The organism is Burkholderia sp. KL41 (assembly GCF_057005415.2).
This window is the reverse complement of the sequence record NZ_CM174447.1, coordinates 3,384,324-3,398,021: the sequence shown is the minus strand read 5'-3', so window position 1 is coordinate 3,398,021 and position 13,698 is coordinate 3,384,324. Positions and strand designations below refer to the sequence as shown.

Here is a 13,698-nt window from a genome sequence, read left to right as displayed (position 1 = left end):
GCGTCGCAGGTCTCTACGATAGGAAGCTCGCGGCACCATGGGTAGGCCCATGGTGACAGCATTTCATGGTGCCACGGCCAACGGTCGAGCATCCGTGCAACAGGATCATGAAGACCCGTCGACACGGCCGGGATGAGCCAATGGCTCGACCGCGATCGCGATCTTTCCGCGAACACCGTGGCGGGGACTTTCCAGCCGGGCATGGGCGAGCGGGATATCGGCAAGGGAATAGACGGCGCCGACGTGTGGCCGCAGCTGTCCGCGCGCAACCAATGCGCTCAGCTCATCCAGCTTGCCACGGTTTTGCCTCGTGAAAACGAAGTGATAGCTCGCGTTCTTGCCCCAGGCCTGAATGACGTTTTGCGGCTGTGCGATGTCCACGATCGTGACGACGCGGCCAAGCTGTGCGAGCGCGTCGGGGCTGCGCGACAAGGTGTTGCCGCCGATGGTGTCGAACACGACGTCGACTCCGCGGCCACCCGTGGTCCGCATGACGGCGTCGACGTAATCGTCCTTTTCGTAGTCGATGACCTCGTCGGCCCCCAGACTTCGGGCGAATTCGACGTTGGCTGCGCGCACGGTCGTGAACACCCTCGCGCCGATGGCTTTGGCGAGCTGGATCGCCACATGGCCGACGCCTCCCGCGCCACCGTGTACCAGAATGCTTTCCCCCACGCGCAGCGCCGCACGCACGACCAGTGCTTCCCATGCCGTCCCGCCGACCAGGGTCAGGCTTGCCGCTTCGAGATGGCTCAGTGACGGCGGCTTCTTCCCGACGATGTGTTCGGCGGCGACGTGGTACTCGGCATAACTGCCCGGCCCGTCGAAGATTTGCGGGGTGTACCAGACTTCGTCTCCCGGAGAGAAGGCCGTCACCCCCGGCCCGACTGCTTCGACCACGCCGGAGACGTCATGCCCGGTAATGGCCGGCAGCGGCACCAGGTCGTGATAGTCGCCGCGCCGGACCTGGTAATCCAGCGGGTTGATGGACGTCGCATGGACGCGGACCAGGACTTGTCCCGCGTGCGGCACGGGCTTGGGTACGTCACTCAGTTCGAACGATTCCGGGCCGCCAAATGATTTGAGCATGAGCGCTTTCACTGGAGCTCCTTGTTTCGATAAAAAGAGATATCGGGAATTATCGATATATTGCGGCAAAAAATTACAGCTCTTTGCCAATGGCCTTGGCAAGCGCACTGATGGCTGCTTCGTTGCGCTTGTAGTAGGTCCACTGACCGATGCGCCTGACCTCGACCAGGCCGGCGCGTTGCAGCGTGGCAAGATAATCGGACACCGTCGACTGCGACAGCCCGACACCCTCCTGAATGCTGCTGACGCAGACGCCCACCGTGAGCACGTCCCCTTCGTCCTGCGGAGGGAAGTTTTTCACGGGATCCTTCAAGCCTTGCAGGATCTCGAGACGAGTCCGGTTCGAGAGGGCCTTGAAAATGTCGAGCAATTCCATGGCGCGGAGTATATCGAGATTTACCGATATGTCAATGTGGGGGGCATCCGCCGTTTGGTAGCGTCCACGGCCAGCCGGCCTTCGAAGGCCCCGCGTTGCTGCCGCCGTGCCGCCCGAACGCCGCCGTGTCTTTTCTTTCGGTCTGTTAGACTTTTCGGCCGTCTGTCGCCATCCGGGTCGCCCCCGGTTTTTCGCGTCATGAACGAACACCACGCGCCGAATCCGATTGCCGAGGTGCTGCGAGCCTATTGGAAGGCCGATCGCTGGATGCTGCTGACGGTCGCGGCGGTCGTCGTGCTGTCGAGTGCGAGCGCCGTCGCCGCGCCCTATCTGTTCTCGCGCCTGATCGACGCGCTGTCGCATCGCGGCGTGCTCCATGCGCTGATCCCGGGCTTTGTGCTCTATGCGGTGTTGCTGGGCCTGTCCAGCGCGCTGCAACGCGTGGTGCAGTACCTGTCCTTCATGAGTTCCGAGAATCTCGGATTCATCACCGGCACGCGCTTCTTCGAGCGCATCCTGAAGAAGACCACGGCCTTCTTCGTCGAACACAATCCGGCTGAAATCCAGAATGCGAACGAACGCGGCAGCCGCGCACTGTCGGTGCTCGTGCAACTCGCGCTGATGGACCTGATCCCCGGCACGCTTCAGATCGTGCTGACGCTCGCCACGCTTGGCGCGCTGATCAATTTCGAGGTCATGGCCATCACGGCCGCCTACGGCGCGGTCGCAGTGACGATCGCGATCGTTGCCGCGCGGCGCTCGCGCGCGTTTCTCGACCGCGCCATCGAGGCCGGGCAGGAGAATGCGCGTTTCGTCGGCGGCGCGATCAATGCGATGGAGACGCTTCGGCATTTCGGCAGCCATCGGTGGATGAGCGAACGTTTCTCCGAGAAAGCGCGCGTCGAGCGCGACAGCTGGCGCGCATACGTGCTGCAGCACGTCGGCTATCTCGCGCTGCTGGGTCTCGGCCTCGCGGTCCAGTTCTCGGTGACGTTCTGGTTGCTGCTGCCGCGCCATGAAGCCGGTGCGCTGTCGATCGGCGACATCGTGCTGTTCAACACGTTGCTGTTGCAACTGAACCTGCCGTTCGAAATGCTCGCGCGCTCGATCGACGAGAGTGCGCGCTCCCGCGCGGCCCTCGTGCCGTTCGCGGCGCTCTGGACGGCACCCGAGGAGCGGCAGGTGTCGCACGCATCGGCGTTCGTGCCGCGCGAAGGGCGCGTGGTGTTCGACCATGTCGGTTACGCGTACGGCAACGGGCGCGGCGTGACCGATGTCGATTTCGTCGCCGAGCGTGGGGCCGTCACGTTCATCGTCGGCGAAACGGGGGCGGGGAAATCGACGATCTTCAAGCTGGCGCTGAAGTCGATCGAACCGACCGGCGGGCGCATTCTCGTCGACGGCGTCGATCTCGCGGACATCGACCGCGCCGACTGGTACGGTGCGGTCGCCGTCGTGCCGCAGGACGTAGTGTTGCTGAACGAAAGCCTGGAGGACAACATCCTGCTCGGCCGGCCGCACGATGCTCGGCGTTTGCGGGAAGCCGCTGCGAGGGCCACGATCCTGACGTTCATCGACGGCCTGCCGGACGGATTCCACACGACGGTGGGCGAGCGCGGGCTGAAGCTGTCCGGCGGCGAGCGCCAGCGCATCGCGATCGCCCGGGCGCTGTACGGCAACCCGACCGTACTGTTTCTCGACGAGGCGAGTTCCGCGCTGGATGAAGCGACGGAGCGCGACATCATGGAACACGTGCGACTGCTCGCCCGCGATGTCACGGTGATCGCGATCACCCACCGGCGCTCGGTCATCGGCGCGGCCGACAAGGTCGTGCGGCTCGGCCACGCAGGCGTGCCGGCCTGACACAGGCACGCAACCGCGTCGCCGCTACCGTCCCTTACCCGCGCATCGGCGGATTGAGCCGCGCGAACGCCGCCTGCCGGCGATACGGGAAGTACGGATAAGGCGCTTCGACAGCACTCGCCGCATCGAGCTTCGCGACCTGCGCATCGGTCAGCGCCCAGCCTGCCGCGCCGAGGTTCTGGCGCAACTGTTCCTCGTTGCGCGCGCCGATGATGACCGACGACACGGTCGGCCGTCGCAGCAGCCAGTTCAGCGCGATCTGCGGCACCGTCTTGCCGGTTTCCTCCGCGATCGCGTCGAGCACATCGACGACGTCGTACAGGCGCGCTTCGTCGACCGGCGGCCCGTAGCTCGCCGTTTCATGCAGGCGGCTGCCTTCGGGCAGCGGCGTGTTGCGCCGGATCTTGCCGGTGAGCCGGCCCCAGCCGAGTGGGCTCCACACGAGTGCGCCGAGGCCCTGGTCGGCGCCGAGCGGCATCAGGTCCCACTCGTAGTCGCGGCCGACGAGCGAGTAGTAGACCTGGTTCGCGACGTAACGCGACCAGCCGTGCCGATCCGCCACCGCCAGCGACTTCATGATCTGCCACCCCGCGAAGTTCGACACGCCGATGTAGCGCAGCTTGCCCGCGCGCACGAGATCGTCGAGCGTCGACATCACCTCCTCGACCGGCGTGCCCGCGTCGAACGCATGAAGTTGCAGCAGGTCGATGTAGTCGGTGTCGAGGCGGCGCAGCGCGTGGTCGACCGCGCGGACCAGTCGCGCGCGCGACGTGCCCGCGTCGTTCGGGCCGTCGCCGGTCGGCAGGCCCGTCTTCGTCGAGATCAGCACCTGGTCGCGACGTCCCTTGATCGCGGCGCCGAGCACGCGCTCGGATTCACCGTCCGAATACACGTCGGCCGTGTCGAACAGGTTCACCCCGGCTTCGAGGCAGATGTCGATCAGGCGGCGCGCTTCGTCGACGCCCGTGTTGCCCCATGCGCTGAACAGCGGGCCGGTGCCGCCGAATGTGCCGGCGCCGAAGCTCAGGACGGGAACCTTGAGGCCGGAGCGGCCGAGGGTGCGGTATTCCATGGCGGGTTTCCTGTGGATGATCGAAGCGCTGGGGTGGACGGCCGTGACATCGAGCGTTGCCGCACTGTATCGCTTGCGGACATTTCGGATAATCGGGCAGGCTTCGAAAATATCCTTCGGAAGGAGCGAACAATGCTGCTCGACAATCTCGCGCTGTTCCTGCGCATCGTGGAGAAGGGCGGGCTGGCTGCGGCGGGCCGCGAGGTCGGGCTGTCGCCGGCCACGGTGTCCGAGCGACTGACGGCGCTCGAGCGTCACTACGGCGCGGCGCTGCTCACGCGCACGACGCGCGCGATCAGCCTGACCGACGAGGGCCGCACGCTCGTCGACGGCGCGCGGCGCCTGCTGGCCGAAGCCGACGAACTCGAAAGCCGCGTGCGGCTGGGCGTGCAGACGCTGTCGGGGCCCGTGCGGCTGAGCGCACCGGCCGATCTCGGGCGCGAGCGCGTCGTGCCGGTCGTCGATGCGTTCCTGGCCGAGCACCCGGGTGTGACGGTCGACCTGCATCTCGGCGACGGTTACGTCGATCTCGTCGGGCAGGGGCTCGATTTCGCGATTCGCCGCGGCACGCTCGCGGACAGTTCGCTGCGCAGCCGCTCGCTCGGCCGCGCGCGGCGCGTGGTATGTGCGTCGCCTGCGTATCTCGCCGCGCACGGCACGCCAACGCATCCGGACGATCTCGTTTCTCACGACTGCATCGTGATGCGTTTCGGGCCGGACCTGTATGCCGAATGGCCGTTCAGCATCGATGGCGAACCGAAGCGCGTGATGGTACGCGGCCGGCGCGTGGCCAACGACGGCGCGCTCGTGCGGGCGTGGTGCATCGCGGGGCATGGCGTCGCGCTGAAATCGCTGGTCGACGTCGAGCAGGATCTGGCGTCCGGCGCGCTCGTCGAGATCCTGCGCGATTTCTCGCCGGGCGACGTCGACTTGCAGATCGTGTATCCGGGCCGTGCCGCGCAGCCGACGCGCGTGCGTGCGCTGATCGACCGGCTGGCGCAGGCACTGACTGCGGCGTGATGCAGATTACACGGGCTGTCGCGAAACGTTGAAGCAGCGATTCCGCCGCGCCTGCGTCGCGTGTCGACGCAGGCGCCCCTGCACGCCACATCGCCAGCCGAAATCGTCCTTCAAACCGATTGCCCACACTTCGTCATTTAGCTAATATTCGAAACGTCAAACGAAACCGCACCCCATGGACGACGTTACCCGCATCAGCGCCCTGGCCAACGAAAGCCGTCTGGCCGTGATGCGCTGGCTCAAGCAGCCGCGCAAGCATTTCCCGCCGCAACCGCACGGCGACTTCGACGAACTCGGCGTGTGCTGCACGTACATCACCGAGAAGCTCGGCATCGCGCCGGCCACGACCACGCGCCACATGCGCATCCTCGCGGATGCCGGGCTCGTGCGGGCGACCCGCGTCGGCAAGTTCACGTACTACAAGCGGATCGACGGCGCGCTGCAGCAGCTCGGCCAAGATCTCTCGCAACTCTGATTCCATTTCCCCCGAGGCAACCGACATGGACGAACTTGCACTGCTGGCCGACGCCGACCGGCGCGCGCACGCGTATCTGGCCGCAACCGGCGAGCGACGCGCGTTTCCCGACGCGGCCGCGCTGGCCGGCCTCGCCGCCTTCGACGAGCCGCTGCCCGACGCGGGGCGCCCGGCCGACGACGTGCTGCGCCTGCTCGACGAGCACGGCACGCCCGCGACGGTCGCGTCGAACGGCCCGAACTACTTCGGCTTCGTGATCGGCGCGGCGCTCCCGGCTGCTGCCGCGGCCGAGCGACTGATGCTCGCGTGGGACCAGTGCGCGTCGTCGTACGCGAATTCGCCGGTCGCGGCGACGATCGAACGCCAGGCCGCGCGCTGGGTCGTCGATGCGCTCGCGTTGCCCGAAGGCAGCGCGGTCGGGTTCGGTACGAGCGCGACAGCCTGCACGCTCGTCGCGCTGGTGGCCGCGCGGCGCGCGCTGCTCGCGCGCAAGGGCTGGGATATCGACGAGGACGGGCTGATCGGCGCGCCCGAAGTGAAGGTCGTGATTTCCGCGCTCGCGCACATCACGGTGAAGAAGGCGCTGCGCGTGCTCGGCTTCGGGATGAAGCGCATCGTCGTCGCGCCGGTCGATGCGCACGGCCGCATCGACCCCGCCCAGTTGCCGCCGCTCGACGACATGACGATCCTCTGCGTGCAGGCTGGCGAAGTGAACACCGGCGAATTCGATCCGTTCGCGGCGCTGATTCCGCCCGCGAAGGCGGCCGGCGCATGGGTGCACGTGGACGGCGCGTTCGGCCTGTGGGCACGCGCATCGTCGAAGCGCGCGCTGACGGACGGCATCGACGGCGCGGACAGCTGGACGACCGACGGGCACAAGTGGCTCAACACGCCGTACGACGGCGCGATGGTGATCTGCCGCGACGCGGCGGCGCTCGCCACCGCGATGAACAGCGACGCCGTCTACCTGAGCGGCGCGCAGGATGCGCAGAAGAACCTGAACCTCGAATTCTCGCGACGGGCGCGCGGCATTCCCGTGTGGGCTGCGTTGCGTGCGCTCGGCCGCGCCGGCGTGGCGACGATGGTCGAGCGGCATTGCGCGCAGGCGGCGCGGGTCGCGGACGGCCTGCGTGCGGCCGGTTACGACGTGCTGAACCGCGTCGTGCTGAACCAGGTGCTCGCGCGCGCCGGCACCGACGACGAAACCGCGGCGATCCTCGAAGCCGCACAGGCATCGGGCGACGTGTGGTTCGGCGCGACCGTGTGGCAGGGGCGGCCGGCGTTCCGGATCAGCGTGTCGTCGTGGCGCACGGAAGATGCGCACATCGATCGGCTCGTCGCGTTGCTGACGGCGTTGCGCGGCGTGCACGTGCGCTGAGCGTCCCGCGGCGTCCGCGCCCGTCACGGTGGCGGGCGCGACCTTCGTGCATTCGATGACGTGCAGCGCGGCACGCACCATTCGCATCGACGCGCTCGCGCAACGAACGGGGGCGTGTGAGCAGCGTGCGACGGCGGTGCGGATGCCACGGCTGCCAGCGTGAAAATGTCGGACAATAGCCGCTGCGTGCGCCGCGCCGGCGTAGCGTTCAACCGATGCATTCACGCTTGCGAGACCCCCATGTCGACTCCCTTTCCCCGGGAACTGCTGAAGGCCGCCGATATCGCGAAGATGGAACCGACGCGCGCGGTGCATTCGCTGAATCCCAATGCCGTCCGGCTCAAACGACAACTCAGCGACCTGACCGGCCTGACGCAATTCGGTATCCACCTGCTCACGCTGATGCCCGGTCACGAATCGGCCGAGTATCACCGTCACCTGTACGAGGAAGAATTCGTCTACGTGCTGTCCGGCGCGGGCTCCGTCACGATCGGCGAACGCGTCAGTGAAATCGGGCCCGGTGATTTCATCGGCTTTCCGCGTGGCGGTGAAGCGCATACGGTGCAGAACACCGGCGATGCGCCGCTGGAACTGCTCGTCGGCGGGCAGCGGCTCGAACACGATGTCTGCGAATACCCGCGTATCGGCAAGCGGCTTTATATCGCCGGCGAGCTTGAAGACTACGTCGAGCTGCCGAAACAGCCCTGATTGCCAATCGCATTCGCAATGTCGAATTCCGTATAAAAAACCGAATCAATTACCTATTGTTTAGATAAACAAAATAAAAATTCGTAAAAATACGGGGTAGAGAAACCGCGTTTATTTGGGCACGCTTGTGCGCATTGTCCGTTCCCGGGTGCCGGCATTTCGACCTGGCGGCATGTCTTTTTCGGGCATCCGGGTACGGAAATAAATACACGCGTCCGGCAGTTTCGACCGATTGGCCGCGTACGCGACAAGTCACGAAAAGATTCCTGATTTAAAGCTCAGTAGTTCGAACCAACAGCTTGATTCAAGAACGAAACGGAGACAGGCGATGTCGAGGAACTGGGGGTTGGGAGCGGCGCTGCTGGCGCTCTGCGTTGGCTTGGCTTCGTGCGGGGGCGATGGCGATTCGCCGTCGGCAGCCGCTTCGAATCTGTCGGCCGCGGCGCAGTCGCAAGGCAACGAAGACGGCAACGGCGGCAACGGCAATGGAAACGACAACGGCAACGCAGCAGCGAAGAAGAACGCCGACATTCGCGTCGTTCAGTACGTCAATCCGCTGATCGGCACCGACTATGCGACCGACCAGCCGGCCGACCCGGTCGGCTCGGGTCTGGGCGGCGGCACGTTCCCGGGGCCGACGGTCCCGTTCGGGATGATGCAGTGGAGCCCGATGACGCCCACCGCCCAGTACGACAGCCGCAAAGGCGACGGCTCCGGCTTCTCCGGCGGCTACTGGTACGGCGACACGTCGATCAACGCATTCAGCATCCTGCACCTGAGCGGCACCGGCTGCTGGGCGAACGGCGGCTACCTGAACGTGATGCCGCAACTCGCGCCCGGCGACGCCGGCACGCCGGCCAGCTTCAACCACGCGAACGAAACCGTGCAGGCCGGTTATTACGGTGTCACGCTCGGCAACGGCATCAAGGCCGAGCTGACGACGACGCTGCGCACCGGCTTCGCGCGCTTCACGTACCCGGCACTCGCGCAGGGCCAGCAGGCGACGATCGCGATCGATCCGACCGTGCTGAACAATCGCGCGCAAGGCTCGACGGGCGACACGATCAGCCAGGTCGGCGACCGCGCGTTGTCGGGCACGATCGCGGGCGGCGGATTCTGCTGGGCCGGGCATGCGGTACCCGTCTACTACTACGCGGAATTCAGCCAGCCGTTCGCGGCGAAGCCGGCGCTGTCGAACGACAGCCCCGTGGCGTTGACGTTCAATGTCGACCGCAAGCACCCGGACGTGATGATGAAGCTCGGCATTTCGTTCGTCAGCGAAGCGAATGCGAAGGCGAACCTGCTCGCCGAGAATCCGGGCACCGACGCGCAAGGCAACCGGAACTGGCGTTTCGACAAGGTACGCAGCGCGGCGAGCGCCGCGTGGAACGCGCGCCTGAACGCGATCCAGGTCACGGGCGGCAGCGACGCCGATAAGACGAAGTTCTACACCGCGCTGTATCACGCGTCGCTGCACCCGAACGTGTTCAACGACGTGAACGGCCAGTATCCGGACTTCTACGCGTCGAACGGCGCATCGGCCGCGCCGACGCGTCAGGTCGAGCAAGGCCGCACGATGTACGCGAACTTCTCCGGCTGGGACATCGACCGCTCGTTCATGCAGCTTCAGGCATTGCTCGATCCGGTGCGGACCAGCGACATCGTGCAGTCGCTCGTGCTCGATGCAAAAGCGTGCGGCGCGTTCCCGCGCTGGGCGTACTTCAATACCGAGACGGCCGTGATGCCGGGCGATGCGGGCTCGATCATCGTCGCGAACGCGCATGCGTTCGGCGCGACGAACTTCGACACGCAGGCCGCGCTGTCGATCATGAAGCGCAGCACGATGCCGGGCGCCGCATGCGCCGGCACGCCGGTGATGGGCAGCCGCGCGGATTACGACCGGCTCGGCTACGTGCCGTCGTCGGGCCCGGGCGACAACCAGACCGCGTCGAACACGCTCGAATATGCGGTGCGCGACTTCGCGGTGTCGCGCTTCGCGACGGCGCTCGGCGATACGGCGACGGCCGGCGCGCTGCTGAAGTCGAGCGGCAACTGGCAGAACCTGTTCGACAGGAACGCGATCCAGCCGAAGACGTCGGCCGGTGCGTGGGTCACCGACGGCACCGGCTTCATGGAAGGCAACTCGGAGCAGTACACGTGGTACGTGCCGCACGATCTCGGCGGCGTGGTCGCGCAGGCCGGCGGCGCCGCGCCGGTCGTCAAGCGGCTCGACACGTTCTTCACGCACCTGAACATCGGCACCGTGCAGCCGTATTTCTACGTCGGCAACGAAGTGACGATGGCCGTGCCGTGGGTCTATGCGTGGGCCGGCGCGCCGTCGCATACGCAGCGCGTGCTGCACGCGTCGCTCGCGAACGAGTTCGGCACCGGTGCGGCCGGGCTGCCCGGCAACGACGATCTCGGCGCGCTCTCGGGCTGGTACGTGTGGGCCGCGCTCGGTCTCTATCCGGTCGTGCCGGGCGTGAGCGGCGTTGCGCTGTCGAGCCCGCAGTTCGAGAAGATCGTCGTGCGCGTCGGGCAGCAGGACGGCAGCTACCGCCTGCTGCACATCGTCGCGCCGGGCGCAGGGTCGGGCGATGCCGCGTCGTTCTACGTGAAGTCGTTGAAGCTGAACGGTGCACCTTACTCGACCGCGTGGCTGCCGTTCGAGCACATCGCGAAGGGTGGAAAGCTGTCGTATTCGATGACGGCCGACGCGAGCGCGGCGACGTGGGGCACCGACGCATCCGCGATGCCGTCGTTCCCGCAGGCGGCCAGCGCGCCGTAACGGTCGAGAAGATCAACGAGCGGTTCTTGCCGACAGGATCGACGCAGAGAGAGGGAGGGACGAACGGATGAAGCTACGTCATGTGGTGGGTATCGGGTGCCTTGCCGTGTTGTCGGGGTGCGGGGGCGATCAGGCTTCGACGGATGCGAGCGTGCTCGCGCAGATGTCGAACGCGCAGGGCAACCAGAACGACCAGGGCGATCAGAACGACCAGGGCGAGAACGGCGGCGCGGGCAAGCGATCGGTGCTGCGCAGCGTCGATCCGATGATCGGCACCGCGAACCTCGACATCAACGCGGACTGGAGCAGCGGCGTGCGCGGCCACGGCCACGTGTACCCGGGCGCGACCGTGCCGTTCGGCATGGTGCAGCTCGGGCCGGACACGACCGGCGGCGCGCACACGCTGCCGTGGAACTGGGATCGCACGTCCGGCTATCAGTACGACGATCCGCTCATCACCGGCTTCACGCACACGCACCTGTCGGGCACCGGCATCGGTTCGGGTGGCGAAGTGCGGTTCCTGCCGACGCTGGCGCCGGTTGACACCGCGACGCTGGCCAAGGTGGCCGCCGATGCGTCGATCACCTACAACGCGTCGTTCAGCCACGACGACGAAACCGCGAGCCCCGGCTACTACCGCGTGAAGATGGCGCCGGTCGGCAGCGGCAACACGCCGTGGAACGTGAAGGGCGCGAAGATTCTCGCGGAGATGACGGCCACCGCGCACGCGGGCGTGCATCGCTACACGTATTTCCCGAGCGCGGCTGCACAGAAGCGCAGCATGATCGTCAGCATCGACAACCCGATCGGCGGCTCGACCGCGAGCGGCAAGATCCAGGTCATCGATGCGCAGACGATCGCCGGCTGGGAGATCACGAACAACTGGGCGAACAACAAGCCGACGTATTTCGTCGCGCGTTTCTCGAAGCCGTTCGATACGAAACACGTCGCGTTCAGCGCCGACGGCTTCAAGGCCTACCTGACGTTCGCCGACGGCAACGACAGCGGCGCGGTTACGGTGAAGGTCGGCATCTCGCCGTCGAGCATCGCGGATGCACAGGCCAATCTCGCCGCGGAAGTCGGAGCGAAGTCGTTCGACCAGGTGCGCGGCGCGGCCGAACGCGTGTGGGCCGACGCGCTCGGACGGATCAGGATCAAGGGCGGCAGCGCCGACCAGCGGACGATGTTCTATACGTCGCTGTATCGCACGATGCTCGCGCCGACCGTCTACAACAACGCGGACGGCAGCTACGTCGGCACCGATTCGACCAACGACGGCGCGACGTCGCCGCCGACGACGAGCAAGCATGCGAATCCGGGCTTCGATTATTCGTCGACGTTTTCGCTGTGGGACACCTTCCGTGCCGAGTCGCCGTTGATGACGCTGGTACAGCCCGAGCGCGTCGACGGCTGGGTCAAGTCGCTGCTCACGCAGTTCAGGCAGAACGGCAAGGGCGAGCTGCCGGTGTGGCCGCTCGCGCAAACGGAAACCTTCACGATGGCCGGCCACCCGTCGATCCCGCTGATCGCCGATGCGTACCTGAAGCACCTGACGAGCGCGGGCATCGACGACATCTGGGCCGCGTTGACGACCACGCAGGGCGCGAGCGCGCACGGCTTCGACCAGTACCGCCAGCGCGGCTACGTGGTCGCGGGCGACAACGCATCGGTGTCGACGACGCAGGACTATGCGTTCGACGACTGGGCGACGGCCGCGGTCGGCAAGGCGGCGGGCAAGAGCACGGCCGACTACCGGCCCTACCTGCAGCGCAGCCAGAACTACCGGAACGTGTTCAACCCGACGCTGAACAACGGCTGGAAGTTCTCGCAGCCGAAGGATGCGCAGGGCAACTGGGTGGCGGGCTTCGACCCGACGGCGGCGGAGAAGACGGACTTCTCCGAATCGAATGCGTGGATCGATACGTGGAACATCTTCCACGACTTCCCGGGGCTCGTTGCGTTGCTCGGCGGGAAAAGCCAGTTCATCGCGCAGCTCGATCGCACGTTCGATCCGGCCAACCCGCTGACCTTCCTCGGCAACCAGGGCTTTCCGGACCTGACCGGCCGCAGCGGCCAGTTCTTCGCCGGGAACGAGCCGGCGAACCATCTGCCGTACCTGTACGACGTCGCGGGCATGCCGTCGAAGACACAGGACCGCGTGCGCACGGTGATGGACGACATGTATTCGCTGACGCTGACGGCCGGCGATCGCGCGCTGCTCAGCGGCGACAGCCTGAAGGCCGCGCTGGCCGACCCGCGCCGCGTGCGCGATTCGGCCATTCCCGGCAACGACGACTGCGGGCAGCTGTCCGCGTGGTACGTGCTGTCCGCGCTCGGCATCTATTCGCTGAATCCGGTGGGTGGCGTGTTCTACCTTGGCACGCCGCTGTTCGCGGAAGCGACGATCGACATCCCGGTTGCATCGGGCGGCGGAGACGGTGGTGCGCTGAAGTTCGGCAAGTCGCGGCGCTTCACCGTGACGGCGCACACGGCCGGCGGCGGCGCGCCGTCGTCGGTCAATCGCTATGTGCAGTCGGTGAGCCTGAACGGCGTGCCGCTGCATCGGCCGTACATCACCTACGACGAGATGAAGGCCGGCGGCACGCTCGATTTCGTGATGGGGGCGACGCCGAACGATGGTTGGGTCAGCCAGTGGAACGGTCAGGATCCGAACAGCGCGCTCGCACCTTCGTTGACGTTGGCAGGGAAGTAGCCGCAGGCAACGGCAAGCGGCCCGCCTCGACGCGGGCCGAATGGCTTCATCCGGCGGCGCCGGTTTCGAGCGGATCGCATCCTTGAGGCCGTCTGTCCGGCCGTATGGGGCAAGTTGCCGGATCGTCACCGGGCCGCTGAGCGACCGCTGGGGCCGCAAGGGGCTGATCGTCGCCGGGATGCGGGTGCCAGCGGCAAGACGTGCGCCGACCGCGCT

Annotated in this window: 10 protein-coding genes; 7 read left to right on the top strand and 3 right to left on the bottom strand. The window is 66.5% G+C overall.

What is annotated here, in order from left to right; all coding sequences use genetic code 11:
- Nucleotides 1-105 precede the first annotated feature (105 nt).
- Together PQB87_RS32655 and PQB87_RS32650 are read right to left on the bottom strand one after the other, a co-directional pair.
- Nucleotides 106-1,101 (bottom strand): zinc-dependent alcohol dehydrogenase family protein, encoded by a 996-nt coding sequence (locus tag PQB87_RS32655; RefSeq protein ID WP_489243323.1) that lies wholly within the window; start codon nucleotides 1,099-1,101, stop codon nucleotides 106-108.
- Nucleotides 1,102-1,162: 61 nt separating this feature from the next.
- The gene (locus PQB87_RS32650) at nucleotides 1,163-1,465 is read right to left on the bottom strand and encodes an ArsR/SmtB family transcription factor (RefSeq protein ID WP_048021417.1); all 303 of its coding nucleotides are present in this window, start codon (nucleotides 1,463-1,465) and stop codon (nucleotides 1,163-1,165) included.
- Nucleotides 1,466-1,501: 36 nt separating this feature from the next.
- Between PQB87_RS32650 and PQB87_RS32645 the strand changes: the two genes are divergently transcribed.
- Nucleotides 1,502-3,328, top strand: a complete 1,827-nt coding sequence (locus tag PQB87_RS32645; RefSeq protein WP_502291559.1) for an ABC transporter ATP-binding protein — start codon at nucleotides 1,502-1,504, stop codon at nucleotides 3,326-3,328.
- A gap of 34 nt (nucleotides 3,329-3,362) precedes the next feature.
- Here PQB87_RS32645 and PQB87_RS32640 read toward each other — a convergent pair whose 3' ends face one another.
- Nucleotides 3,363-4,400: an aldo/keto reductase gene (locus tag PQB87_RS32640; RefSeq protein WP_301862017.1), complete on the bottom strand. Its 1,038-nt coding sequence runs from the start codon at nucleotides 4,398-4,400 to the stop codon at nucleotides 3,363-3,365.
- 132 nt (nucleotides 4,401-4,532) lie between these two features.
- On the opposite strand from PQB87_RS32640, the gene PQB87_RS32635 reads away from it, so the two are divergent.
- From PQB87_RS32635 to PQB87_RS32610, 6 genes are all read left to right on the top strand, one after another.
- Complete coding sequence (locus tag PQB87_RS32635) at nucleotides 4,533-5,420, top strand: LysR family transcriptional regulator (protein ID WP_153490227.1); 888 nt, start codon at nucleotides 4,533-4,535, stop codon at nucleotides 5,418-5,420.
- Between the two features lie 175 nt (nucleotides 5,421-5,595).
- Entirely contained in the window at nucleotides 5,596-5,895 is a 300-nt protein-coding gene (locus PQB87_RS32630) for an ArsR/SmtB family transcription factor (RefSeq protein ID WP_021160594.1), read from the top strand.
- 25 nt (nucleotides 5,896-5,920) lie between these two features.
- Nucleotides 5,921-7,273, top strand: a complete 1,353-nt coding sequence (locus PQB87_RS32625) for a pyridoxal phosphate-dependent decarboxylase family protein (RefSeq protein WP_489243321.1) — start codon at nucleotides 5,921-5,923, stop codon at nucleotides 7,271-7,273.
- A 240-nt stretch (nucleotides 7,274-7,513) separates the two neighbouring features.
- Nucleotides 7,514-7,981, top strand: a complete 468-nt coding sequence (locus tag PQB87_RS32620) for a cupin domain-containing protein (protein ID WP_060206126.1) — start codon at nucleotides 7,514-7,516, stop codon at nucleotides 7,979-7,981.
- 328 nt (nucleotides 7,982-8,309) lie between these two features.
- Nucleotides 8,310-10,769: a GH92 family glycosyl hydrolase gene (locus PQB87_RS32615; protein WP_489243320.1), complete on the top strand. Its 2,460-nt coding sequence runs from the start codon at nucleotides 8,310-8,312 to the stop codon at nucleotides 10,767-10,769.
- Between the two features lie 67 nt (nucleotides 10,770-10,836).
- Nucleotides 10,837-13,482, top strand: coding sequence for a GH92 family glycosyl hydrolase (locus PQB87_RS32610; RefSeq protein ID WP_489243319.1), 2,646 nt, complete (start codon nucleotides 10,837-10,839; stop codon nucleotides 13,480-13,482).
- Nucleotides 13,483-13,698 lie beyond the last annotated feature (216 nt).

Bases quoted from the DNA above. Each gene is read 5' to 3' on its own strand.
- PQB87_RS32610 (WP_489243319.1), top strand. From the start codon at position 10,837: ATGAAGCTACGTCATGTGGTGGGTATCGGGTGCCTTGCCGTGTTGTCG.
- PQB87_RS32635 (WP_153490227.1), top strand. From the start codon at position 4,533: ATGCTGCTCGACAATCTCGCGCTGTTCCTGCGCATCGTGGAGAAGGGC.
- PQB87_RS32620 (WP_060206126.1), top strand. From the start codon at position 7,514: ATGTCGACTCCCTTTCCCCGGGAACTGCTGAAGGCCGCCGATATCGCG.
- PQB87_RS32650 (WP_048021417.1), bottom strand. From the start codon at position 1,465: ATGGAATTGCTCGACATTTTCAAGGCCCTCTCGAACCGGACTCGTCTC.
- PQB87_RS32625 (WP_489243321.1), top strand. From the start codon at position 5,921: ATGGACGAACTTGCACTGCTGGCCGACGCCGACCGGCGCGCGCACGCG.
- PQB87_RS32630 (WP_021160594.1), top strand. From the start codon at position 5,596: ATGGACGACGTTACCCGCATCAGCGCCCTGGCCAACGAAAGCCGTCTG.
- PQB87_RS32640 (WP_301862017.1), bottom strand. From the start codon at position 4,400: ATGGAATACCGCACCCTCGGCCGCTCCGGCCTCAAGGTTCCCGTCCTG.
- PQB87_RS32615 (WP_489243320.1), top strand. From the start codon at position 8,310: ATGTCGAGGAACTGGGGGTTGGGAGCGGCGCTGCTGGCGCTCTGCGTT.